The 23824-nt window shown below is 68.8% G+C and carries 15 protein-coding genes and 1 pseudogene; 3 read left to right on the forward strand and 13 right to left on the reverse strand.

What is annotated here, in order from left to right:
• Nucleotides 1–25: 25 nt before the first annotated feature.
• Both ACILR9_RS02445 and ACILR9_RS02450 read right to left on the reverse strand, forming a co-directional pair.
• The gene (locus ACILR9_RS02445) at nucleotides 26–1012 is read right to left on the reverse strand and encodes a Bug family tripartite tricarboxylate transporter substrate binding protein (protein ID WP_395708295.1); all 987 of its coding nucleotides are present in this window, start codon (nucleotides 1010–1012) and stop codon (nucleotides 26–28) included.
• A gap of 5 nt (nucleotides 1013–1017) precedes the next feature.
• Nucleotides 1018–1563 carry a VOC family protein gene (locus ACILR9_RS02450; RefSeq protein WP_395708296.1) on the reverse strand — a complete coding sequence of 182 codons (546 nt, stop codon included), beginning with the start codon at nucleotides 1561–1563 and terminating at the stop codon, nucleotides 1018–1020.
• A gap of 194 nt (nucleotides 1564–1757) precedes the next feature.
• On the opposite strand from ACILR9_RS02450, the gene ACILR9_RS02455 reads away from it, so the two are divergent.
• The 3 genes from ACILR9_RS02455 (at nucleotide 1758) to ACILR9_RS02465 (ending at nucleotide 5626) form a co-directional block, all read left to right on the forward strand.
• Entirely contained in the window at nucleotides 1758–3032 is a 1275-nt protein-coding gene (locus tag ACILR9_RS02455) for an amidase (RefSeq protein ID WP_395708297.1), read from the forward strand.
• The gene (locus tag ACILR9_RS02460) at nucleotides 3029–3817 is read left to right on the forward strand and encodes an aspartate dehydrogenase (protein WP_395708298.1); all 789 of its coding nucleotides are present in this window, start codon (nucleotides 3029–3031) and stop codon (nucleotides 3815–3817) included. Before ACILR9_RS02455 ends, ACILR9_RS02460 begins: the two co-directional genes overlap by 4 nt.
• A 210-nt stretch (nucleotides 3818–4027) precedes the next feature.
• Nucleotides 4028–5626, forward strand: coding sequence for a GMC family oxidoreductase (locus ACILR9_RS02465; protein ID WP_395708299.1), 1599 nt, complete (start codon nucleotides 4028–4030; stop codon nucleotides 5624–5626).
• Nucleotides 5627–5851: 225 nt separating this feature from the next.
• On the opposite strand, the gene ACILR9_RS02470 is transcribed toward ACILR9_RS02465, so the two are convergent.
• From ACILR9_RS02470 to ACILR9_RS02520, 11 genes and pseudogenes are all read right to left on the reverse strand, one after another.
• Entirely contained in the window at nucleotides 5852–6991 is a 1140-nt protein-coding gene (locus ACILR9_RS02470; protein WP_395708300.1) for a mandelate racemase/muconate lactonizing enzyme family protein, read from the reverse strand.
• A 14-nt stretch (nucleotides 6992–7005) separates the two neighbouring features.
• On the reverse strand, nucleotides 7006–9495 hold the full coding sequence (locus ACILR9_RS02475) for a tetratricopeptide repeat protein (protein ID WP_395708301.1): 2490 nt from the start codon (nucleotides 9493–9495) through the stop codon (nucleotides 7006–7008).
• 196 nt (nucleotides 9496–9691) lie between these two features.
• A complete protein-coding gene (locus ACILR9_RS02480; protein WP_395708302.1) occupies nucleotides 9692–10831 on the reverse strand; it encodes a mandelate racemase/muconate lactonizing enzyme family protein in 1140 nt (379 codons plus the stop codon).
• On the reverse strand, nucleotides 10828–14331 hold the full coding sequence (locus tag ACILR9_RS02485; RefSeq protein ID WP_395708303.1) for an AAA family ATPase: 3504 nt from the start codon (nucleotides 14329–14331) through the stop codon (nucleotides 10828–10830). Before ACILR9_RS02485 ends, ACILR9_RS02480 begins: the two co-directional genes overlap by 4 nt.
• Nucleotides 14331–15605 carry an exonuclease SbcCD subunit D gene (locus tag ACILR9_RS02490; protein ID WP_395708304.1) on the reverse strand — a complete coding sequence of 425 codons (1275 nt, stop codon included), beginning with the start codon at nucleotides 15603–15605 and terminating at the stop codon, nucleotides 14331–14333. Before ACILR9_RS02490 ends, ACILR9_RS02485 begins: the two co-directional genes overlap by 1 nt.
• Nucleotides 15606–15786: 181 nt before the next feature.
• Nucleotides 15787–16761, reverse strand: a complete 975-nt coding sequence (locus ACILR9_RS02495; protein WP_395708305.1) for a DUF2332 domain-containing protein — start codon at nucleotides 16759–16761, stop codon at nucleotides 15787–15789.
• Complete coding sequence (locus tag ACILR9_RS02500) at nucleotides 16758–18803, reverse strand: hydantoinase/oxoprolinase family protein (protein ID WP_395708306.1); 2046 nt, start codon at nucleotides 18801–18803, stop codon at nucleotides 16758–16760. The genes ACILR9_RS02495 and ACILR9_RS02500 overlap by 4 nt, the downstream gene beginning before the upstream one ends.
• Nucleotides 18804–18941: 138 nt before the next feature.
• Nucleotides 18942–19646 (reverse strand): ABC transporter ATP-binding protein, encoded by a 705-nt coding sequence (locus tag ACILR9_RS02505; RefSeq protein WP_395708509.1) that lies wholly within the window; start codon nucleotides 19644–19646, stop codon nucleotides 18942–18944.
• Nucleotides 19643–20389, reverse strand: coding sequence for an ABC transporter ATP-binding protein (locus tag ACILR9_RS02510; RefSeq protein WP_395708307.1), 747 nt, complete (start codon nucleotides 20387–20389; stop codon nucleotides 19643–19645). Before ACILR9_RS02510 ends, ACILR9_RS02505 begins: the two co-directional genes overlap by 4 nt.
• A 199-nt stretch (nucleotides 20390–20588) precedes the next feature.
• Nucleotides 20589–22331 carry an ABC transporter permease gene (locus ACILR9_RS02515; RefSeq protein ID WP_395708308.1) on the reverse strand — a complete coding sequence of 581 codons (1743 nt, stop codon included), beginning with the start codon at nucleotides 22329–22331 and terminating at the stop codon, nucleotides 20589–20591.
• A 142-nt stretch (nucleotides 22332–22473) separates the two neighbouring features.
• Nucleotides 22474–23823, reverse strand: a pseudogene (locus ACILR9_RS02520) (ABC transporter permease); the annotation flags it as partial.
• Between the last annotated feature and the right edge of the window lies 1 nt (nucleotide 23824).

Here is a 23824-nt window from a genome sequence, read left to right on the forward strand (position 1 = left end):
CGATGCTTCCCCCAAGGGCTACCGGCTACTCCAGGCGAATGTTGGCGGCCTTCACCACCGGTCGCCAACGCGCGATCTCGGCGGCGATGTGCTTGCCCAGTGCATCGGCAGGCATCGGCACCGGCTCGCCGCCCTCCTTCTCCAGGCGCGCGCGTATCTCGGGCGACCCGAGGGCACGATTGATCTCGGCGTTCAGCCTGGCCACGACCACAGGATCGATGCCGGCCGGTCCGGTGATGCCGTACCACTGGTCGGCCTCGAAGCCGGGATAGCCCGACTCCGCAATCGTCGGCAGCTCGGGAAAGGCGTTCGAGCGCCGGGCGCTCGAGATGGCGAGCGTTCTGAGCTTGCCCTGCTTGGCGAGCGGCATCACCACCGGCGCGCCGGTGAAACCGATCTGCAGCTGGCCCGCCACGAGATCGGCGATGAACGGCCCCGTGCCCTTGTAGGGCACGTGCAGAATGTCGGCACCGCTCACATAGGCGAAGTAGGCCGTCGCCAGATGCGAGGCGCTGGCCGGGCCGCCCGTGCCGTAGGCGAGCACGCCCGGCCTGGCCTTGGCGAGCGCCACCAGCTCCGGCACTGAGTGCGCCGGCACCGCGGCGTTCACCGCCAGCACGTTGGGCACGTTGGCGACATAGGCGATCGGCGTCCAGCCGGTGACCGGATCATAGCTGTGCTGCGGATAGACCAATGGGTTGATCGCGAGCGTGCCGATATGGCCCATCAGGATCGTGTGGCCGTCGGGATCGGCGCGCGCCACCATCTCGCAGCCGATCGTGCCGCCGCCGCCCGGCTTGTTCTCGACGATCACGTTCTGGCCCAGCGCGGGCTGCAGCTTTGCGGCGAGCTCGCGCGCCAGGATGTCGGTGGTGCCGCCCGGCGTGTAGGGCACGATGATCCGCACCGGACGGCTGGGGAAGGATTGTGCCCGCGCCGTCGTGACAGGGGCAGCGCTCGTCGCGCCCAGGGCGGCGCTGGCGGCGCCGGCGAGCAGAAGACGTCGGCGCATCGCCATCAATCGGCGGCGTCGGCGCGCTTTAGGTTGGCGTCGTGCAGGGTCGTGTCTTGGCCGGGCGGCGCGAAACGCACGGCGTCTTCCAGGGTCGCCGTCTGGCGCCATTCGTCGGCCGGCCGCACGCGGCCGTCAGTGCCGATCTGGTCGAGACCCCAGAACAGCTCGAGGTGATGGCCGTCGGGATCGAGGAACTCGACCGAGACCTGGCAGCCGGCGCGCCGGCGGCCTTCGTAAACGATCCTGGCGCCATGCCGCCTGAGATGATCGCGGGCACGGAACACCTCGTCGAGCGTCGCCAGCTCGAAGGCCAGGTGATGCAGGGTGCGCTTGGCCTCGCCGGCCGGCGGCGCGCCACCGATCAGCGCCAGGCAATGGTGATCGCCGTTGCAGCGCAGGAACACCATGCCGCCCGGCATCTTGTCGTCGCCGTAGATGTCGGTGGGCTGGAAGCCCAGCACCTCGGTGTAGAAACGCTTGGATGTCTCGAGGTCGGCGACGTTGACGACGACGTGGCCGAGCTTGCGGACGGCAAAGGGCAAAGTCATGGCTTCAGACTCCCGTGACGGAACCAGGCGATCGCATCGTCGAGCCGATCGTCGCGATGACGATAGGCGTAGGTGCTGCCGGTCGAGAACCAGAAATTGATTGCGTCGTCGGCCATTCCCATCCCCGGCAGCGCTGTTCATTGCATGATTGCTCGGCCATCATGGCCCGAACCACGACCCGGGGGAAAGCACACATGGCGAAATCGCCCAACCGGCTGTCGGCCAGCGCCGCCGTGAAGCAGATGGCCGACAAGCGCCTGAAAGCCCGCGACCTAGTCGAGGCCTGCCTCGACCGCATCGACGCGCGCGAAGGCCAGGTCCATGCCTGGGAGGCACTCGATCCGGATGGCGCCCGCAAGCGCGCCGACCAGCTCGACAAGCGCGCCCGCCCGGTCGGGCCGCTGCACGGCATTCCGCTGGCGGTGAAGGACATCATTTCCACCCGGACGATGCCCACCACCTGCGGCTCGGCTATCTATCGCGACCATGTCGTCGGCAGGGACGCCGCCTGCGTGACCCAGCTCGTCAAGGCTGGCGCCATCGTGCTCGGCAAGTCGGTGACCACCGAGTTCGCCGGCGGCCATGCCGGCAAGACGCACAATCCGCACAATCTCCGCCACACGCCAGCCGGCTCGTCGTCGGGCTCGGCGGCCGCCGTCGCCGATTTCATGGCGCCGGTCGGCTACGGCACACAGACCGCGGGCTCGGTGATCCGGCCCGGCGCCTTCAATGGCGTCGTCGCCTACAAGGGGACCTACGGCTGGGCCGACATGACAGGCATCAAGCCCTACGCGCCGACCCTCGACACGCTGGGTTTCTTCGCCCGCGAAGCCAATGATCTTGCCCTCATCCGCGCCGCCTACGGCCACGCCGCCGCTGATCCGGTGACCGAGGCGCCGCGCATCGGCCTGATGCGCACACCGTGGTGGGACCAGGTCGACGGCTACAATCGCAAGAATATCGAGCTCGCCGCCCGCACCGTGAAGGCGGCTGGCGCCAGGGTGCGCGACTGGGTGCCGCCAAGAGAGTGGGACACCCTCGTCGAGGCGCAGCATCGCATCATGACCAAGGAAGCGACGCAGTCTTATGCGAAGGAGCGCGCACGGTTCTCGCACCTGTTCTCACCGATCATGGCCGGCGTGATGGTCGAGGGTGATGCGGTGACCAACCGCCAGTATGCCGACGCCAAGAAGCTGAAGCGCGAGTGCCTCGACCAACTCGCCAAGGCCTGGCAGTCGTTCGACATCTTGCTCGCGCCGTCGGCCAAGGGCGAGGCGCCGGCCGGTCTCGGCAGCACCGGCGACCCGCTGTTCAACCGCTTCTGGACCCTGCTCGGCACGCCCTGCATCGCCCTGCCGTTCAATACGGGGCCGTTCGGCCTGCCGCTGTCGGTGCAGCTGATCGGCCCGCCGGGCAGCGACGACCAGCTGATCAGCTGGGCGCGCTGGGTCGAGCAGAAGCTCGCGTGACCGTGCGTGATCCGATCCGTCTGGGGCTGATCGGCTACGGCGCCATCGGCCGTCACATCGAGGCCGCGCGCATCGACAATGCCGAGCTGGTGTCGGTGCTGGTCAAACGGCCACGCGACGCGGGCCTGCTGACCCACGAGCCCGACCGCTTCTTCGCGCACAGGTTCGACGCTGTCGCCGAATGCGCCGGCCACGAAGCGGTGCGCCGCCATGGCGAACGCGTGCTGGAGAGCGGCGCCGATTTCCTGGTGACCTCGGTCGGCGCCTTCACCGACACGGCATTGTTCGATCGCCTGCTCGCCGTCGCCCGCACCAATGGCAGGCGCCTGATCCTGCCGTCGGCCGGCATCGGCGCGCTCGACATCCTGAGCAGCGCGGCGGTAGGCGGCCTGGACAGCGTCACCGTCACGGTGCGCAAGGATCCGTCGGCTTGGAAAGGAACAATCGCCGAGACGCTGGTCGACCTAGATGCACTTCGCCAGCCGCACGTGGTGTTCGATGGCCCGGTGCGCGAGGGCGCGCGGCTCTATCCGCAGAACGTCAACATCTCGGCCGCCGCGGCGATCGCCGGACTGGGGCTCGACCGCACGCGCGTGGTAATCGTCGCCGACCCCACGATCGATACGCACGTCGTCGAACTGGAGGCGGTGGGCGCCTTCGGCCGCTTCACCTTCAAGGAGGACGTCGCGGTCAGCGAGGAGAACCGCAAGACCGGCAAGCTGGTGGCCATGGCCATGGTGAAGTCGGTGCGCCAGTTGGCATCGACGCTGGTGGTTGCGGCGTAGGTCTCATTATCCTCCCCAGCGTCCTCGCTGGGGAGGTGCCCCGCCCTACGGGGCGGAGGGGTCATGAGTCATGGGAGAGGGTTGGGCCTGAGGCTCATGACCCCTCCGTCGCCGTATCGGCATTTTGGCCGCTGCGCGGCCAAAAGCCTGTGACGGCGACACCTCCCCGGCGGAGCCGGGGAGGAAAGTTCGAAACCGGGAGAAACCACAATGAACGAATTCGACTACGTCATCGTCGGCGCCGGCGCCGCGGGTTGCGTGCTGGCCAACCGGTTGAGCGACTCGGGCCGCCACACGGTGGCTCTGATCGAAGCGGGCGGCAACGACAGCAACATCTGGATCAAGATCCCGGCGGGGTTCAACAAGACCGTCTATGACGCCAAGTTGAACTGGGGCTACGAAACCGCGCCCGGCCCGTTCATTGACAATCGCCGCATCAAGTACCCGCGCGGCAAGGTGCTGGGCGGCTCGGGCTCGATCAACGGCCATCTCTATGTGCGCGGCCAGGCGGCGGATTACGACATGTGGGCGCAGCTCGGCTGTCGCGGCTGGTCGTGGACCGACGTGCTGCCCTACTTCAAGCGTGCCGAATCGCGCATCGGCGGCAGCGACGAGGTGCGCGGCCGCAGCGGGCCGCTCAGCATCGAGGACCAGCGCGACCCCCATCCGCTGTGCATCGCCTACATGGGCGCCAACGAAGCGCTCGGGCTCAAGCGCACGCCCGACTACAATTGCGGGGACCAGGAAGGCACGCTGCTCTATCAGCAGATGATGCGGCGCGGCCGACGCTGGAGCCCGGTCGATGCCTATCTGCGTCCCATCCTGCGCCGGCCCAACCTCGAGGTCGTCACGCGCGCGATGACCGAGTCGATCGATCTCGACGGCAAGCGGGCGGTCGGCATCACCTATCGCCACAACGGCCAAGTCCACAAGATCAAGGCGCGGCGCGATGTCGTGCTGTGCGGCGGCGCCATCAACACGCCGCAGCTTCTCCAGATCTCCGGCATCGGCAAGCCCGAGGACCTCGCGGCGATCGGCGTGCCGGTGAAGCACGCCCTGCCCGGCGTCGGCTACAATTTCCGTGACCACTACGCCATCCGCGTCTCCGCCCTGGTGAAGGGCGCGGGCTCGCTCAACGAGCGCAGCCGCGGGCTGAGACTCGTGGGCGAGGTGCTGCACTATGCGATCGCCCGCAAGGGGCTGCTGACCAGCAGCCCGAGCCACGCCGGCGGTTACTTCAAGACGCGCCCCGGCCTCGAGACTCCCGACATGCAGCTCTATTTCGCGCCGGCGAGCTATCCCGGCGGGAGCTACGGCACCGCGGTGCTCGACACGGTGCCGGGCATGACGCTCGGCGCCTCGCAGCTGCGCCCCGAGAGCACGGGTCACGTGAAGGCAGTGTCGGCCGATCCGGCGGCCAAGCCGGAGATCCAGCCCAACTATCTTGCCGTGCAGACCGACCGCGATGCCCTGCTGGCGGCGATGAAGTATCTGCGCAAGCTGCTGGCCACCCGGCCGCTCGCCGACCACGTCATCCGCGAGAATTTCCCCGGACCCGACTGCCAGACCGACGAGCAATGGATGGCGCATGCGCGCGCCACCGGCTCGACGACCTACCATCCAGTCGGGACCTGCAAGCTCGGCACCGATCCCCTGGCCGTGGTCGATCCGCTCAGCATGCGCGTGGTCGGCCTCACCGGCCTGCGCGTCGCCGACGCCTCGTGCATGCCGCGCATGGTGTCGGGCAACACCTACGCCGCCACCAACATGATCGCGGAGAAGGCGTCGGACCTGATCGCGGCGGCGTAGCGGCACGGTTCATTGCCGGGAGCGCGCCACTCCGTGGCGCTCATATTCTCCTCCCCAGCTTCGCTGGGGAGGTGTCGCGTCACACGCGACTGAGGGGTCAGGAATCATGGGAGAGGCTTGAGCCTGAGGCTCATGACCCCTCCGTCGCCGAAGACGGCGACACCTCCCCAACTTCGTTGGGGAGGAGATCATGAGCGCCACGGAGTGGCGCGCTCCCGGCGAAGACTACACGTACCCCGGCCCCTCGATCACCGGGTGTGCCGCGAGGAACGCCTCGTCGATCTCGACGCCGATGCCGGGCTTATCGAGCGGGCGCACGCAGCCGTCGACGCCGATCTTCCACGGCTCGCTGCCGAGCTCGTCGCGGAACTTGTTGGCGACCGACAGATCGGCTTCGAAATAGCCGCCATTGTCGATCGCCGCCAGGAAGTGAATCGACACGGCATGGTTCAATCCGGTCATCGAGCTGTGCGGATGGATCGGCAGCTTCCACATCGAGGCTGCCGCGGCGATGCGCTGGACCTCGGTGATGCCGCCGCTCTTCGACAGGTCGGGCTGCAGGATGGTGATGACACCGTCCTCGATCACGCGATGGAATTCGAAGCGCGTGTAGTGATTCTCGCCGGCGGCCAGCGGCGTCATGCCAAAGCCCTTGGCTTCGGCGTAGGAGCGATGGTCATGCGCCGGGAACGGCTCCTCCAGCCAGCCAATGCCAAGCTCGTCCATCGCCGGCATGACGCGCCGCACGTCGGCCACCGAGTAGCCGGTGTTGGCGTCGGTCAGGATCGCGATGTCGTCGCCGAAATGGTGGCGGATCGCCGTCATGCGGGCGATGTCGCTGCCGACCGTGTCACCGATCCTGAGCTTCAGCGCGCGATAGCCGGCCTCGACCATGGGAATCGCCTCGGCGACCAGCGCCTGCGGCGGCTGGTAGCCGAGCGAGATGCCGCCGGCATAGGCCGGCACCGGTCGGGAGCTGCCGCCCAGCAGCTTGTAGAGCGGCCAGCCCACGGCCTTGCCCCTGATGTCCCACAGCGCCTGGTCGATGCCGCTCATCGCCATCGCGGTGGCGGCGCCCATGCCGTGGCTGCCGAGCTGGAACTTGTAGATCTTCGCCCAGATGCCGACCGTGTCGGTGGCGTCCATGCCGACGACGAAGCCCTTCAGCGTCGTGTTGATCAGATGGCCGACGCTGCCCGGCGAGCGCGCATGATGGCTCTCGCCCCAGCCCGTGATCCCGTCCTCGGTCGTCACCTTCACCATCACGCAGTCGCGCTTGGTCATGGTGCCGATACCGAGCGAGACCTGCCGCTCCTTCGGCACGCGGAAGCTGGTCGGATAGGCTTTGACGTCGACGATCTTCATGTCCTACCCCTTCATCATCGCCATTCGGAGAGGCGCGCGACCATGGCGTCGAACACGCCCGCCCAGTCGCCGCGCTGCTGCTGACGGAACAGAGTCATCGTCGGGTACCACGGGCTGCTCGGTCGATCGAGGAACCAACGCCAATCGGGGACCTGCTTCAGCGCCACCCACACCGGACGCGCCAGCGCCCCGGCGAGATGCGCCATCGCGGTGTCCGAGGTGATCACGAGGTCGAGGCTCTGCATCACGGCGGCGCTGTCGAGAAAGGCGTCCGGCCCTGAATCGAAATCGTCGCCCAGGGATTCGACCGTCATGCCTTGCGGCAGCGCGCCCAGCTGCTCGACGCCGTGCCCTTTCTGCAGGCTGAGGAGCCGCGTGCCGGGACGGCGCGCCAGACCCGCCAGCGCAGCCAGCGGGTAGGAGCGCCCACGGTCGACCAGGCTGGGGTTGCCCTGCCAGCAGATGCCGATGCGCAGCCCGCCCTCGCCCAGGCGCCGCCGCCAGCGCGCGACCCGTTCCGGCTCGGCGCCGAGATACGGCACGTCGGCGGGGATGGTGTCCGGCGTGGTGGCCAAGGCCAAGGGCAGGCTGAGCAGAGGCAGCCTGAGGTCGTAGCGCAGCGCCGGGTCGGCCGGATCGACGATCTCGATTCCCGGCCCGAGACCGCGCATCAGGCCCGCGAGCGGCCGCTGGGCTGCGAACAGGACGCGGCCCGCCTGCGCCGCGAGCCGATGCAGATAGCGGCAGAACTGGATGGTATCACCCATCCCCTGCTCCCAATGGACCAGGACCGACCGGCCGGCCAGGGACACACCGGGTCGCCACGACGGCACGGCCGGATCCCCCACCGTTGGAAACTCGGGCTTGCGCCGACGCTCCTCGTAGAGCGGCAAGCCCTGCGTGAAGTCGCCGCGCAGCAGCAGGAGCTGGGACTTGTTCCACGCCGCCTCGCCCTCGCCAGGGTGCAGCGCCAGGCTGCGGTCATAGCAGGCCAGCGCTTCGTCGAGCCGCTGCAGCCCGAGCAGGGTGGCGCCGCGATTGGCGAGCGCGTCGGCGTCGTCGGGCGTGAGCGCCACCGCGCGGTCGTGGCTCGCCAGCGACTCCTCGAGCCGTCCGAGTTCCCACAACGCCGAGCCGCGGCTGCCATGGGCGACGGCCAGATCGGGCTTCAATGCGATCGCCGCATCGCTGCTGACCAGCGCCTCGTGCAGCCGACCCATCCGGCGCAGCAGGATGGCGCGATTGACCTGGGCCACGGCCGAGGCGGGCTCTATCGACAACGCACGGTCGAGATCGGCCAGCGCCTCGGCGGAGCGCTTCAGCTCCGCCAGCGTGGTGCTGCGGTTGATAAGGAACTCCGCGCGGTCCGGGTGCGCGGCAACTGCCTGGTCATGACTCGCCAGCGCTTCGCCGAGCCGCCCCAAGATGCGCAGGACATCGCCACGGCGACTGATCGACTCGGCATCGCCGGCGTCGAGGGCGATCGCCCGGTCGAAGCTCGCGAGCGCCTCCTGCGGACGACCGAGCTCGGCCAGCAGCGAACCACGCAGGCGGATGGCGGCGGCGCGCTTGCCGTCGAGCGCGAGGGCCGCATCGCACCCCGACAGCGCCTCCGCCGAGCGCCCCAGGGCGTGCAGCACAATAGCGCGGTTGATATGGGCTTCAACGAGCCGCGGCTGGAGCGACAGGGCGCGGTCGTAGTCGGCCAGCGCATCGGCGACCCGCTTCATCGCCTCGAGCGTGGCGCCGCGATTGACGTAAAGCGCGGGCTGGTCGGGGCGAACGGCAATCGCGGCATCATGGCTCGCCAGGGCCTCGTCCAGGCGCCCCAGCCCACTCAGGAGGTTGCCCCGGTTGCTGAGCGAGTCGGCCTCGCGCGGGTCGACCGCGAGCACCCGCTCGAAGCTCAGGATCGCCTCCTGCGGACGGCCAGCGGCGGCCAGCAGCATGCCGCGCAGGCGCAAGGCATCGAGGCGCGACCCGTTCGACCGAAGGACGCGCTCGACGCCCTCCAGCGCCGGCGCCGTTCGTCCAAGCGCCTGCAACACAATCGCGCGCCGCATGAGGGCATCCAGGTGATCGGGCTTCAGCCCAATCACGCGATCGTATCCTGCAAGCGCCTCCGCAAATCGGCCGAGATCGGACAACGCGTTCGCCCGGCCGAAATGCGCGTCGGCCATGGCGGGCTCGATCACGACAGCCTTGTCGAAGTGATCGAGCGCTTCGGCGGAGCGATCGAGGCGCCGCAGCGTGCTGCCCAGGTTGAACCGGGCGCCGGCATGGTCTGGCCGGGCGCGCACTGCCGCTGAGAGCAACTCGGCGGCGCGCGCCAGGCGGCCGCTCTGGCCGTGCAGGATGCCCAACAGCTGAAGCGCATCGAACTGATCGGGACGAGCGCGCAGGACTGCCTCGTACAGCTCCGCAGCGCCGGCGAGATCGCCGGCTTGGTGGCGTGCCAAGGCCTTTTGCAGGGTTGCAACGGTGCCGCCCGGCGTCCCCGTCATGCTGGCACGCCGCTCGTCTCGAATCCCTCCCCCGTCATCGGGGGAGGTGCCCCGTCATACGGGGCGGAGGGGGAGAGCCGCAGTCGAGATGCTTCGAATTCCGACGTCGGAACTGCCGCATCTCGACCGAGGCCTTCCCCCTCCGGCCCTTCGGGCCACCTCCCCCGATGACGGGGGAGGAATGGAAGATGTGTCCTCATGCCACCTTGTACTTCTTCAGCACCGCGCGATCGATCTCGATGCCGAGGCCGGGGCCGGTCGGCACGGCGACGATACCCCCCTTCTGCTCGATCGGCACCGTCGCCAGATGACCGCGCAGCGGATTGGGAGTCTGCTCGAACTCAAGCATCGGCGGCATCGGACGCAACGCCGGCGGCTGGTCGGGCAGGGCGGCGAGGAACTGCACCGTCGCGGCCAGCCCGATTGCCGAGCCCCAGGCGTGCGGCACGCATTCGACGCCGAAGGCGCTGGCCAGCGCCGCGATCTTGCGGCACTCCGAGAAGCCGCCGGCGGCGCACAGATCGGGCTGCACGATGTCCATGGCCTTGTCCGCGATGACGTCGCGGAAGCCCCAGCGGGTAAAATCGTTCTCGCCGCCGGCCACCGCCATGTCGAGCGCGCGCGTGACCTCGACGTAGCCGTCATGGTCCTCCGGGCTGATCGGCTCCTCGAACCACAATATGTCGTGCTCCTCCAGCATGCGGCCGAGCTTGATGGCATTAGGCACCGAGAAGCAGTGATTGGCGTCGACCGCGAGCTTGATGTCCGGCCCGATCGCCTCGCGCACCGCCGCGACGCGCCGCGCGTCGAGCTTGAGATCGCCCAGGCCGATCTTCATCTTGATGGCGCGGAAGCCATCGTTCTTGAATTCGAGCGCCTCCTCGACCGCTTCCTCGACCAGCCGATTCATGTCGATGAAGTAAAGCCCGGTCGCATACGGCACGACCTCGCTGCGGTAGGCGCCGCCGATCAGCTTGTGCACTGGCTTCGCAACGGCGCGTCCCATGATGTCCCACAGCGCGATGTCGATACCGGAGATCGCCGAGATCGCCATCCCGGTGGTGCCGTAGTCCTTGATGCGATTGTAGAGATCCTCCCAGATCGCCTCGACATCGAACGGATCGCGGCCAAGCAGCCGCGGCTTGTACTGGGTGTCGACGAAGGTCTTGGCCACCGTTGCCGGCCCGTAGCACTCGCCCCAGCCGGTGATATCCTCGTCGGTCGAGATCTCGACCACGCACGACGAGCGCGTGCCATAGACCCAGCCGCGCGCCGAGACGAACGGCTTGTCGACCTTGCATTGCAGGATGTGGCAGGCGACGTCGGTGATCTTCATGGGCTCCCCTCTCTCGTTATTGCGCCGTCGCCCAGCTCGTGCACGCGCGCGCCGGGGCACACCCGCCGGGCGATGTCGCACAGATGGCGATGGTGGGTGAGATAGATCACCTGCCCCACGCCGGCCATGTCCGCGAAGAGGCGGAATGCCTCCTCGGCGCGAAAATCGTCGAACGATTCCATGATGTCGTCGGCGATGAAGGGTACCGGCCGCCTCGACCGGACGAACTCGTGATAGCCGGCAACGCGCAGGGCCAGATAAAGCTGGAAACGCGCACCCCGCGACAGCTCGACGGCCATTTTCGACCGACCGTCGGCGGCGACGGCAATCAGCATCTCGCCGTCCTTGTCCGGCTGGGTGGCCAGCCTCGCGTAGGCACCCCGACTGATCGTGCAGAATGCCTCGGAGGCGCGCGCCATCATCGAGCTGTGATGCGTCTCGCGGTAGACACGCAGGGCATGATTGGCCGCGGCGGCGCCCAGTCGCAGCTTGAGATAGCGCTCGGCCTTCTCCTCGACCTCGAGCTGGATCGTGCGCCGCTGCTCCTCGATCCGCGCCACGGCATCATCGCCGCCCACCGCGGCGACGGCATCGCCCGCCTTGCTGAAAGACGAGAACACGTCGCGGCAGCGCTGATCCTGGTCCACAAGACGCGGTTTGAGCTCGGCAAACTCCACCTCAAGCGCATCCTGATCGAAGCTCTCCAGCAAGGGCTCCGCTTCGTCCAGCGTCGCCACCCTCAAGTTGTTGAGGATGTCACGCTCCGCCAAGGCCGCCTGATCCCGGATCGAGGCTCTTGTCGCGATGTCGCGCAGCTTCTCACCCACCTCGACAAGCGTCTCCACGCCGAAGAAGCGCGTCAGCTCGGCTTTGCGCTTGGCATGGATTGCCAAGTCGTCGGCGAGCTTGCGCTTTCGATTCGTCGCCTCCTCCAGACTTCGCTGCCTGGCAGCACGTTCCAATTCGGCCGCCGACGCCTGCTTGATGCGGCGCTCGACCGTCCGCGCCAGATCCAGCACCGGCATGTCGGACGGGTCGAACCCGAGATCTTGCGTGATGACCTCGAGCTCGGTGGCAAAGGCGGCCTGGTCCGTCTGCATCTTGCCTATGCGGTCAGCGAGTCCGGCGCGCTTCTGCAAGGCGGGCGCGAGATCGGCGAGTGTCGCCAGGACCTCGCGCACGGTCCCGAGCGCGGGGGCCGCACCGCTGTCGCCGAGCCAGCATCTGCCGCAGGCCGCCTCCCAGTCGATCCCCCAGCGGCGCTCCTGCTGGGCGGCCGCCTCGAGCTCCTGCTCACGCCGGCCGAGCTCGCGCCGACGATCATCGACCTCGCCCCGCAAGCGCTGCAACGCCACCTCGCGATCGATCGCGGCTTGCGCCATCGCGAGCAGCGCCTCGACGGTGGCGTCCGATTCGGGTGAAAGGCCAACCGAGCGGAGCGCGCTTGAAAGCCGTTCCTGCGCCGTCGCCGCATCCATTTCGGCCTCGCTCAGCTCGCGCTCCGCCTTGCCGACAGCCGATCCCGCTTCCAAAGCCTTGTCGCGTCGCGCGAGCCAGCTTTCGAGCTGCGACAGGGACATCCGGTCCGACAGCGCCGACGATGCCGAGCGCAATGACCCGGCGACTTCCTCGCGACTCTGCTCGCGAGCCTTCTCCGCCGCGGCACGAAGCTCGCCTGCACGGTCGAGCTTGGCGTTCACGTCCGCAAGCGCCTGGATCGTCTGCTGCAGCCTGGCGAGATCGGACGTGTGGGCAAGCCTTGCCATCGTGACGAGATCGTCCCGACGCAGCGTCCGCTCGAAGGCATCGGCGGAGGCCTCATCGAGCGTCCGGCGGTGACGGGCCCAGGCCTGTTCCCGCTCCGTCCGGACGTCACCCGCCTCCTGGTCGCCGACGACGCCGGTCGCGCCGATCGCGTCGCGCGCCGCCACGAGGCGATCCCGTTCGACCGTCCATCGCCCGATGTCGGCCTCGTAGCCGTCGAGACGCTTCTCAAGGTCGGCAGCCGTCTTCTTCCAGCGCTCGATCTCGACCGCATCCGGCAACGCCAGACCGGCGAGTTGCTCGACGTCGCCCTGCCATGGTCGCAGCTCGGCCAACCGTTCGTCCAACGCTTGCCGGCCGGCCGAGCGGGACCGGGTGGCTAGCCGGCGGCGTGCGGCGTGATCGTCGGCACGCACGGCGGCGACGGCCGTCACCAGCGACGATAGCTTTGACGGATCGACCGCCTCGGCATCGGCCCTTCCGCCGGCCTCGTCGAGCCGGCGGGTCGCTTCAGCCAAGCCGTGTCGGGCGGCAGCCAACTCGTTCTCCGCCGCCCTCGAGGCGGCCTCGATGCCGGAACGGCGCTCCATCAGCCCGCGCAAGGCGGCCGTGACGGAAGCGGTCAGCACAAGCCGGCCCGGATCGGGTTCCGCCCCGCATTCGAGTCGCTCCAGGATACCCGCTATGACGAGCTCGACCTCGCGCAACTGCAGCTGGCGTTCGGGAATGTCCTTCTCGGCCGTGATGTAGCGCGCCCGCAGGTCGGCGAGGCGCTCGATACGGTCGGCCATGGCGAGGGCCACCCGATCGATGTCAATCGCGTCGCGCTCGGCGGTGAGGCGGGCAATCTCGCCCTCGATTGCCTGCGCCCGCTCTGCGAGAGCAATTTCATCTCGTTGCAAACCGGGCAACTGCTCCGCCCAGCCGAGTGGTGCATCCGGAAGCTCCGCGAGCGGCGCGAGACGTCGGCGGAAGTCACGCAAGTCGGCCAGCCGCGGCAGCGTGCTCAGCATGCGCGCGATCTCGTCGATGCGGGTGTTGAGCCGTGCCCTCTCGTCCAGCGCCTCCTGGTACTGGCTGCGTGCGCGATCTCGTTGCACGACGAGATTGGCATATTGGGCGGCGAACGTATCGATCCGCTCCCGCTCCTCCCTGAGGGTGGCGAGCCGAGCCTTGAGCTCCGCCAGCTCGCCGCCGCGGGCGCGATACTTGTAGAACCGGTCGGCCTCGGCCCTGATCTCGACGAGATTGCGACCGAGGTCGGCCAGTCCGGCGCTCGCCGAGAACAGAAGCTGCCCGAGGTCGCCCTTGCTGGCGAGGATGCTCTCGCCGCCGACTTCCAGGGACTCGTCGTCGAGCGAGAACATCGTCCGGTAGGACTCGCGATCGATGCCAGCGAGCTCCTCCAGGACCAGGGCGTCCGAGACCGGCTGATCGCTCGAGTCGAGCAGGCTGCCGTGCGCCCGCTTCACCCTGACCAGGGTCACGGCACGGTCGAACAGCTCGAGACAGGCACCGATCCGCATGGTCGAGTAGGGATGGAGGAAATTGAAGCGCGACCTCGGTTCGATGCCGAACAGGAAGTCGAGAAAGGCGCCGAGCGCCGTCGACTTTCCCGCCTCGTTCGGGCCGTAGACAATGTGTAGATCAGGTTGTCCCTCGGCGGTTTCGCCGAAATCGATCCCCCGATCGGTGAACTTGCCGTATCGGCTGAGGTCGAGTCTCCGCAGGCGCATCAGCTCTCTCCCGCCGGCGTACGGGCGCGAAGGCGCGCGAGAACGTCGTCGGCGCCCTCCCGGGTGAGGTCAGCCAAGCGTTCCTTGAAGGATGCCTCGTCGGTGCCTAGCAGGTCACGGCATTCCGGGGGTAGCTGGGCCTTCAATTCCACGCCGATCTCGGCCGCCTCCTTGAGAAAGGCGGAGGAACCGGCGATCTCCCCGTCGATCAACCGGCGCAGCTCCGAGATCGGGTCTGCGGCCGGCGTACCCTCTGCTCGAGGTGACTGGCAGTCGACCTCCAGCTTCTCGACCGTGCAGGTCCCGATCTCGGCGGCACGAAGATCTGCCTCCGTCTTCACCAGATCGAGGTTGCTGCGAATGCGCCAATCCAGCGACGTCCTTCCGATCAGGCGCAGCCGCGCGACCAGGTGACCGGACAGGACATCCTGCCGCGCATGCGCCAGCGCATGCGCCAGCGCGTCTGGCAGGTCCCGCCAATCGACGACGCCCGTGACATCGACGTCGACCCGCTCGAATTGGGCGATGCTGGTGCGGCGCTCCTCGACGTGTATCGAACCCGAATCGTCGATCCTGGCCAGGGTGACGGACCTCGGTCCGGCCTCGTTGACGTCGCGCCCTTGCGGATTGCCGGGCATCACGATCGTGCACGACCCTTCGGTCACCGAGCGCTTGTGGATGTGGCCGAGCGCCCAGTAGCGATAGCCTGTTGCTTGGAGATCGGCGACACTGCACGGCGCGTAGGGATCGTGTCCCGCCGCGCCGGCGAGGCTCGTGTGCAGGATGCCGACATTCACTGCGCCCTCGACCGGCATCCTGTAGCGTGCGAGCAGGCTGTCCGGCGCGTGCGGCTGGGCAAAGCTGAGGCCATGGACCACGACGGCCGGCCCGCCGCCCGAGAGGTCGACGGGGACGGCCTCGGCGCGGCCGCCGAACACCTTCACCGAGTCGGGCAACACGAGCTCCCGGGTGATGCGCGACAGCGCGTCGTGGTTGCCGCGGACGATGTAGACGCGGATGCCCGCCTCGTGCAGCCGCTGCAGCTGCTCGGCGAGAAAACGCGCCGTCTTCATCGACGTCTGGTCGCCGTCGTATAGATCGCCGGCGAGGACCAGCGCATCGACCTCCTCGGAGAGGCACAGATCGACGATGCCGACGAACGCCCGGCGGGTCGCGTTGCCGATCAGCTCCGCGAGAGCCGAGTCGCGCAGGGCGAGAGAGCGCAGAGGCGAGTCGAGGTGGATGTCGGCCGCGTGGACGAAGCGAAAGGCCATCGGTCATTCCGTCCCTGTCCGACGGCCGACAGGGAGCATGCCGTAGACCCAGCTGCGCGCGGAGACGAGCGGCTGGTCGACCATGCATTGCGGGATGTGGCCGACGATCTCGGTGATCTTCATCGTTAACTCCTCCCTGGAGCACATCCTGCTCGGCCGAACCCAGCCAAGCACAGCGTGCTCAAGCAAACCACTCCAGTGACTGGCCATGCGGACCCGTCCAGGCTTTCGGCACGCCGTCTACGGCCAACAGGAACCTGCTCGGCGGCATCGGCGCGGGGGCCTGCGCGAGGATGTCCGGAAACACGCCGGGCGCCTCGTTGCTGATCCAGGTCGCACGTGTGCGGCGCAGCCTCTCGACGAACCGCAGACGCGTGGCGCGCGGCGTCACGTAGGCCAGCGCGGCGGAATGGAAGACGACCAGGGTCGTGCCGGCCGGCGCCTGGGCGATCAGGGCATCGAGATCATGCAACAGGTCGCCACGGACGACGCGCGGCGGCGCTGCGCGGGCAACGGCGATGGCCTGCTGGAGATGGCGCCGGCGATGCTCCTGCTCCGGCCATACCAGCGCCTCGAGCCACGCAGTGTCCGCTTCAGAGCCGAGATCGATCGGCGACAGATCGAGCCCGGCACGCCAGACGATGGTCGGCGCAGCGGCAGGGATCGGCGCCGACCCCTGCACGACGCATCGGAATGTCGGGCTGCCGGGCGCGCCGGCAATGCGCCGTGCGCCGTAGTCGTAGCCATAGCGGTCGGGCAACAGGCATAGACCTGCCGACGCCCCGACCTCGATCAGCGCCAGCGGCGGCGGCAGGCTGGCCAGCACGGGCAGCAGGACGGCGCAGCGCGCCGCCTCGTTGGTCTGGGTGGTGCGGGACAGCATGAGCGTGCGCAGGCGCCCCTCGGGGTCCCGGATGAGCTCGATCAGGTGATCCTTGTCCGGCACCCGTCCGGCGACGATGCGGGATGCGGCCAGCAGCAGGTTGGGTTGGCGGCGCGCCGACGGGAAGCCGAGGAGAAAATCGAGGATCTCGCGCGAGTCGGCGACCTCCAATGTGAGGCGCTCGTAGCTCGGGGACACGCCGTGGACCTCCTCGGCGGCGAAGGTGCGATAGCGGGCTGCCACCGTGGCCTGCTCGGGCGACAGCTCTGTCATGTCTTGACCGCAATCAGCAGGTTGCCGATCTCGTCCTGCGTCACCCGATCGCCCGGCTCGACGACGGTCGTGCAGTCGAGCTGCTCGAGGATCGCGGGTCCCTCAAACGCTGCATCTCGCGGCAGGCGCTCGCGCGCGTAGATCGGCGTCTGGTGCCAGCCGTCGCTGAACGAGACACGGCGTTCGCCGGTCTGCGACGCCGCGAGCGTCGACGCGCGATCCGTCCCGGCGAGCGCGGCGAGCGAGATCTCGGGTCGTTCGCCGATCACGGCGCTGTGCAGGTTCACCAGCACCGGCGGGATCTCCGGCAGCTCGATGCCGAAGCGGCGCCAGTAGGCGGCAGCGAAGGCCTTGCGCAGGCCCTCGATGCCGATGGCCGGGCTGTCGACGGCGACCGACAGGATGTGGCTCTGCCCCTGGAACTGCATGTCGGCGCTCAGCACATGGCGCAGCGCGCGCACCGGCACGCCCTCGCGCGCGATCGTCGCCTCGCCCTCCGCCGTCTGCTCGGCATAGATGCGCGCCACCGTGGCATCGTCGAGGGCCGACAGCGGGCGGTTGACCGTGCGCACATAGTCGTGCCGCAGGTCGGCGACGACGCAGCCCAGCGCGTTGGTGATGCCGGGCCGTGCCGGCACCAGCACCGTGGGGATCGCCAGCTCGCGCGCCAGCGCCGCTGCATGCAAGGGTCCGGCGCCGCCGAAGGCGAACAGCGCGAAGTCGCGCGGATCGTGGCCGCGCGACAGCGACACCAGGCGGATCGCACCAGCCATGCGATCGTTGGCGACGCGCAGGATGGCGGCAGCGGCCGCTTCGGCATCGAGCCCGAGCCGCGCGCCGACGCGGCTTTCCAGGAGGCTGCGCACATGGTCGAGCGTCACCGGGTGGTCCACGCCCAGCAGGCGATCGGGATTGAGGCGGCCCAGGACCAGGTTGGCGTCGGTGATGGTCGGCTCGGCGCCGCCGCGGCCGTAGCAGATCGGGCCCGGTCGCGCGCCGGCGCTCTCCGGACCGACGCGCAGCATGCCGGCGGCATCGACCGAGGCGATCGAGCCGCCGCCGGCGCCGATCGTGTGCACGTCGACCATCGGCACGTGGATCGGCATGGCGTATTCGAGCTCGAGCTCGCCCGAGACCTGGGGCACGGCGTCCTCGATCAGGCCGACGTCGGTCGAGGTGCCGCCCATGTCGTAGGTGATGAGATGGCGATGGCCCGAGGCGCGGCCGGTATAAGCCGCCGCCATCACGCCCGAAGCCGGGCCGGACATCACCGTGTTGACCGCCGCCTCGGCGATCAGGCGCGAGGAGATCGTGCCGCCGTTGCCCTGCATCACCAGCAGGTCGCGATCGAAGCCTTTGCCCGACAGCTCACGGCGCAAGCGCGACAGATAGCGGTCGAGCACCGGCTGCACAGAGGCGTTGACGGCAGCGGTCACGCCGCGCTCGTACTCGCGATATTCCGACAGGATGGCGTGGCCTGCGGTCACGTAGGGGCTGGGCCACAGGCCGCGCACGATCTCGGCGGCGCGGCGTTCGTGCGCCGGGTTGATGTAGCTGTGCAGGAAATGGATGACGACCGCCTCGCAGCCCTGCGCCAGCAGCGTGCGCGCCGCGTCGGCCACGGCGGCCTCGTCGAGCGGCACGACCACCTGGCCGTCGGCATCCATGCGTTCGGGCACTTCCAGCCGGTGCTCGCGGCTGATCAGCGGCACGAAGGTACCGCGCAGGCCATAGGGCTGCGGGCGTGTACGGCGGCCGAGCTCGAGCACGTCGCGAAAACCCCGCGTTGTGATCAGGCCGACCTGGGCAATCTTGCGCTCGAGGAGAGCATTCGTGGTGGTCGTCGTGCCGTGCACCACGGCCTGCAGGGCCGCCGGATCGGCGCCGGCCGCCGCCAGCGCCGCCATGAAGCCGATCGCCTGGTTGTCGACGGTGGTCGGCACCTTGGCCAGCAGCACCTGGTTGGTCGCCGGATCGATGGCGAGCAGGTCGGTGAAGGTGCCGCCGACATCGATGCCGACGGTGAGGGAGTGGTCAGGCATGGCGATTGTCCTTCATGTCATCCTGAGCGCAGCGAAGGATCTCATCGCCAGCAGTTTCAAAGTTCACTCGTTTCTGGCGGCGATGAGGTCCTTCGCTTCGCTCAGGACGACAAGGGAACGGAAGTCGATTCACCATGCTTACACCGACAGATACTGCTCTCTGAGGCCGGCGTCCGCTGCCAGCTCGGCCATCGAGCCGCCGAAGCGGATCTCGCCTTTCTCGATGATGTAGGCGCGGTCGGCCACGCCCAGCGCGAAATGCAGGTTCTGCTCGCACAGCAGCACCGACAGGCCCTCGCCCTTCAAGGTGCGGATCGAATTCGCCATCTGCTCGACGATGATCGGCGCCAGCCCTTCCGACGGCTCGTCGAGCAGCACGCAGCGCGGGTTGCCCATCAGGGTGCGGGCGATGGTGAGCATCTGCTGCTCGCCGCCCGACATGCGCCCGCCCGGCCGCTCGCGCATGCGGGCAAGATTGGGGAACAGCGCGAACAGCTTGTCCTCGCTCCAGCTCGGCGCGCCCTCGCGCGGCGCCTGCCGGCCGACGACCAGATTCTCCATCACCGAGAGGTCGGTGAAGATGCGGCGCTCCTCCGGCACGTAGCCGAGGCCGAGCCGGGCGATGCGATGCGGCGGCAGGCGCTCGATGCGCACATCGCCAAAGCTCACCTCGCCCGCGACCGCCGGCACCAGGCCCATGATCGTCTTCAGCGTCGTCGACTTGCCGGCGCCGTTACGGCCAAGCAGCGCCACCACCTCGCCGGCGCGCGCCTCGAGCGTCACGCCGTGCAGGATGTGGGCGCGGCCGTAATAGGCATGCAGGTCCCTGACCGTGAGCATCAGTGGGTGCCGCCGAGATAGACCGCCCGGACCTGGTCGTTGGCGCGCACCGCCTCGGGCGTGCCGCCGGCGATCAGCGCGCCGCGATCGAGCACGATGACGCGGTCGGCCTGGCCGAACACGACATCCATGTCGTGCTCGGTGAACAGCACGGCGATGTTGCGCGCCCGCGCCAGCCCCGCGGTCAGGGCCATCAGCGCCACGCGCTCCTTGGGCGCCATGCCGGCGGTCGGCTCGTCCATCAGCAGGAGCCGCGGCTGGTTGGCGAGCGCCATGGCGAGCTCGACCCGCTTGAGATCGCCATAGGCCAGCACGCCACAGGCACGCTCGGCCTGGTCGAGCATGCCGACCTGGTCGAGCAGCTGATCCGCCTCCGGCCGGAACGCCGCGCCGAAGCGCGACAGCAGCGAGCGCAGGCGGCCGGCATGGGAGTAGAGCGCCATCTGCACGTTCTCGCGCACCGACAGCGAGGCGAAGGTGGCGGTGATCTGGAAGGTGCGGCCGACGCCCAGCCGCCAGATCGCGCGTGGGCTCATGCCGACGATGTCGCGGCCGCCCAGGCGCACGATGCCGTTATCGGGCGCGAGCTGGCCGTTCAGCATGTTGAAGCAGGTGCTCTTGCCAGCGCCGTTGGGACCGATCAGCGCCAGAAGCTCGCCGGCGTCGACGGCGAAGGAGACGTCGGCCACCGCCTGCACGCCGCCGAACGACTTGTGCAGCCCCTCGACCTGCAGCACCGCGCTCACGGCTGCGCCTCGCGCAAGCCAAGGGCTTGCAGGCGAATGGCCGATCCAGACTCGATGTCATCCCGAGCGCAGCGAGGGACCTTTTCTGCGGCCTCAAAGGTCCCTCGCTTACGGCGCTTGCGAAGCAAGCGCCTTGCTCGGGATGACAGCGGTGTCGTCACGACTGCAGCACTCGCTTCTTTGCAGGCCCGATTGGCGCTCATGCCGGCCGCTCGCGAAGGCGCATCACCAGCGCCTTGAGACCGCCGACCAGGCCTTGAGGGAAGAGCAGCACGATCAGCAGGATGACGATGCCCATGACGGCGCGCCAGAACTCGGTTCGCCGCGCGACCTCGTCGCGCAGCCAGGTGAAGATCGCCGCCCCGGCGACCGGCCCGGTCAGCGTCTCGACGCCGCCCAGCAGCACCATGATCAGCCCGTCGGTCGATTGCGCGATCGAGATGGTGGCGGGCGAGATGCTGCCCTTGGAGAAGGCGAAGACGGCGCCGGCGAGCCCAGCCAGCACGCCCACCAGCACGAAGGCGCTCCACTGGAAGCGGCGCAGGTCGATGCCGATCGCCTCGGCGCGCAAGGGCGAATCGCGGCCGGCGCGCAGCGCGTAGCCGAACGGGGAGAACAGCACGCGCCAGAGCAATGCAATGCCCGCGCCGCAGAAGACCAGCGCCAGGTAATAGTAGACGGTCTTGCCGGCGAGCCACGGCGACGGCCAGACGCCGAACACGCCATTGCTGCCGCCGGTGACGGAATCCCACTGGAAGACGATCGACCAGCTGATCTGGGCGAAGGCGAGGGTCAGCATGGCGAGGTAGACGCCGCTCAGCCTGACGCAGAACCAGCCATAGACCAGGGCAAAGGCGCCGGCGACGAACGGTGCCAGCACCAGCGCCGCCTCCATGGGCAGGCCGCCGCGCTTCAGCAGCAGGCCGGCGGCATAGGCGCCCAGCCCGAAGTACGCGGCATGGCCGAACGACACCATGCCGGCCGGCCCCATGATGAAATGCAGGCTGACCGCGAACAGGGCGAAGCAGAAGATGTCGGTCAGCAGGATGGTGACGTAGCGGTCGGCGAGGAGTGGCACGACCACCAGCAGCGCCAGCCAGACCAGGGCGAAGGTCCAGGACGGCACGGCGAGCGGCGGCGCCGGATCGGCGGCGATGCGCTGGGTCGCCGGCGGCCGGCCCAGCAGGCCGAACGGCCGCACCACCAGGACCAGCGCCATGATCAGGAACTCGACCACCAGCGTGAGCTTGGAGAAGGCGATCTCGACGCCGAACCAGTGCACCGTGCCGACGCCGATGCAGAACGCCTTGGCGACGCCGATCAGGACGGCGGCGAGGAACGCCCCGCCGATGCTGCCCAGCCCGCCGACCACAGTGACGACGAAGGCGTCGGCGATGACGGAGAGGTCGAGCTCGAGGTTGGCCGGCTCGCGCGGGATCTGGAGCGCGCCGCCCAGGCCCGCCAGCAACGCGCCAACGAAGAACACAGAGGTGAAGAGCCTGGTCTGGTCGACGCCCAGCGCGCCCACCATCTCGCGATCCTGCGTCGCCGCCCGCACCAGCGCGCCCCAGCGCGTGCGGGTGAGCAGCAGCCACAGCGCCAACAGCACCACGGGCCCGATGGCGATCAGCAGCAGGTCGTAGGCCGGGATGCGCCGGCTCAGGATCTCGACGGCCATCGACAGGCCGGGGGCGCGCGGGCCGACCAGGTCCTCGGCGCCCCACACGAACAGCGCGATGTCCTTGATCACCAGCACGATCGCGAAGGTGGCAAGCAGCTGGAACAGCTCGGGCGCCTTGTAGATGCGCCGCAGCACCAGCACCTCGATCAGCACCCCGGCCACGCCGACGAGGAGCGCCGCCAGCACGACCGAGGTCCAGAATCCCAGCGGCGTCCGCCCCAGCGCCTCGATCAGGCTGTAGGCGCCGTACAACCCCAGCATGTAGAGCGAGCCATGCGCAAAATTGACGATCCGCGTGACGCCGAAGATCAGCGACAGCCCGGCCGCAGAAGACCAGCGCCAGGTAATAGTAGACGGTCTTGCCGGCGAGCCACGGCGACGGCCAGACGCCGAACACGCCATTGCTGCCGCCGGTGACGGAATCCCACTGGAAGACGATCGACCAGCTGATCTGGGCGAAGGCCAGCGTCAGCATGGCGAGGTAGACGCCGCTCAGCCTGACGCAGAACCAGCCATAGACCAGGGCGAAGGCGCCGGCGACGAACGGCGCCAGCACGAGCGCTGCCTCCATCGGCAGGCCGCCGCGCTTCAGAGCCAAGCCGGCGGCGTAGGCGCCCAGCCCGAAGTACGCGGCATGGCCGAACGACACCATGCCGGCCGGCCCCATGATGAAATGCAGACTGACGGCGAACAGGGCGAAGCAGAAGATGTCGGTCAGCAGGATGGTGACGTAGCGATCGGCGATGAGCGGCACGGCGAGCAGCAGCGCCAGCCACACCAGGGCGAAGGTCCAGGACGGCACGGCGAGCGGCGGTGCCGGATCGGCGGCAAGGCGCTGCGTCGCCGGCGGCCGGCCAAGCAGGCCGAACGGCCGCACCACCAGGACCAGCGCCATGATCAGGAACTCGACCACCAGGGTGAGCTTGGAGAAGGCGATCTCGACGCCGAACCAATGCACGGTGCCGACGCCGATGCAGAACGCCTTGGCGACGCCGATCAGCACGGCGGCCAGGAACGCCCCGCCGATGCTGCCCAGGCCACCGACCACGGTGACGACGAAGGCGTCGGCGATGACGGAGAGGTCGAGCTCGAGATTGGCCGGCTCGCGCGGGATCTGCAGCGCGCCACCCAGGCCCGCCAGCACCGAGCCGACGAAGAAGACCGAGGTGAACAGCCGGGCCTGGTCGACGCCCAGCGCCCCCACCATCTCGCGATCCTGGGTCGCCGCCCGCACCAGCGCGCCCCAGCGCGTGCGGGTGAGCAGCAGCCACAGCGCCAGCAGCACCACGGGTCCGATGGCGATCAGCAGCAGGTCATAGGCGGGGATGCGCCGGCCCAGGATCTCGACCGCCATCGACAGGCCGGGCGCGCGCGGGCCGACCAGGTCCTCGGCGCCCCACACGAACAGCGCGATGTCCTTGATCACCAGGACGACGGCGAAGGTGGCGAGCAGCTGGAACAGCTCGGGCGCCTTGTAGATGCGGCGCAGCACCAGCACCTCGATCAGCACCCCGGCGACGCCGACGAGGAGCGCCGCGAGCACGACCGAGGTCCAGAATCCCAGCGGCGTCCGCCCCAGCGCCTCGATCAGGCTGTAGGCGCCGTACAACCCCAGCATGTAGAGCGAGCCATGCGCAAAATTGACGATCCGCGTGACGCCGAAGATCAGCGACAGCCCGGCCGACACCAGGAACAGCGACGACGCAGCTGCCAGCCCGTTCAGGAGCTGGATGATGAAGCTGGCAAAGGTCACG

It is taken from the genome of Reyranella sp. (assembly GCF_044224635.1).
Lineage (GTDB): Bacteria > Pseudomonadota > Alphaproteobacteria > Reyranellales > Reyranellaceae > Reyranella.

Excerpts from the sequence above, each read along its gene's own strand:
- ACILR9_RS02470 (WP_395708300.1), bottom strand. The coding sequence starts at position 6,991 with ATGAAGATCGTCGACGTCAAAGCCTATCCGACCAGCTTCCGCGTGCCG.
- ACILR9_RS02495 (WP_395708305.1), bottom strand. The coding sequence starts at position 16,761 with ATGACAGAGCTGTCGCCCGAGCAGGCCACGGTGGCAGCCCGCTATCGC.
- ACILR9_RS02515 (WP_395708308.1), bottom strand. The coding sequence starts at position 22,331 with ATGCTGGGGTTGTACGGCGCCTACAGCCTGATCGAGGCGCTGGGGCGG.
- ACILR9_RS02465 (WP_395708299.1), top strand. The coding sequence starts at position 4,028 with ATGAACGAATTCGACTACGTCATCGTCGGCGCCGGCGCCGCGGGTTGC.
- ACILR9_RS02475 (WP_395708301.1), bottom strand. The coding sequence starts at position 9,495 with ATGACGGGGACGCCGGGCGGCACCGTTGCAACCCTGCAAAAGGCCTTG.
- ACILR9_RS02450 (WP_395708296.1), bottom strand. The coding sequence starts at position 1,563 with ATGACTTTGCCCTTTGCCGTCCGCAAGCTCGGCCACGTCGTCGTCAAC.
- ACILR9_RS02485 (WP_395708303.1), bottom strand. The coding sequence starts at position 14,331 with ATGCGCCTGCGGAGACTCGACCTCAGCCGATACGGCAAGTTCACCGAT.
- ACILR9_RS02445 (WP_395708295.1), bottom strand. The coding sequence starts at position 1,012 with ATGCGCCGACGTCTTCTGCTCGCCGGCGCCGCCAGCGCCGCCCTGGGC.
- ACILR9_RS02490 (WP_395708304.1), bottom strand. The coding sequence starts at position 15,605 with ATGGCCTTTCGCTTCGTCCACGCGGCCGACATCCACCTCGACTCGCCT.
- ACILR9_RS02455 (WP_395708297.1), top strand. The coding sequence starts at position 1,758 with ATGGCGAAATCGCCCAACCGGCTGTCGGCCAGCGCCGCCGTGAAGCAG.
- ACILR9_RS02480 (WP_395708302.1), bottom strand. The coding sequence starts at position 10,831 with ATGAAGATCACCGACGTCGCCTGCCACATCCTGCAATGCAAGGTCGAC.
- ACILR9_RS02500 (WP_395708306.1), bottom strand. The coding sequence starts at position 18,803 with ATGCCTGACCACTCCCTCACCGTCGGCATCGATGTCGGCGGCACCTTC.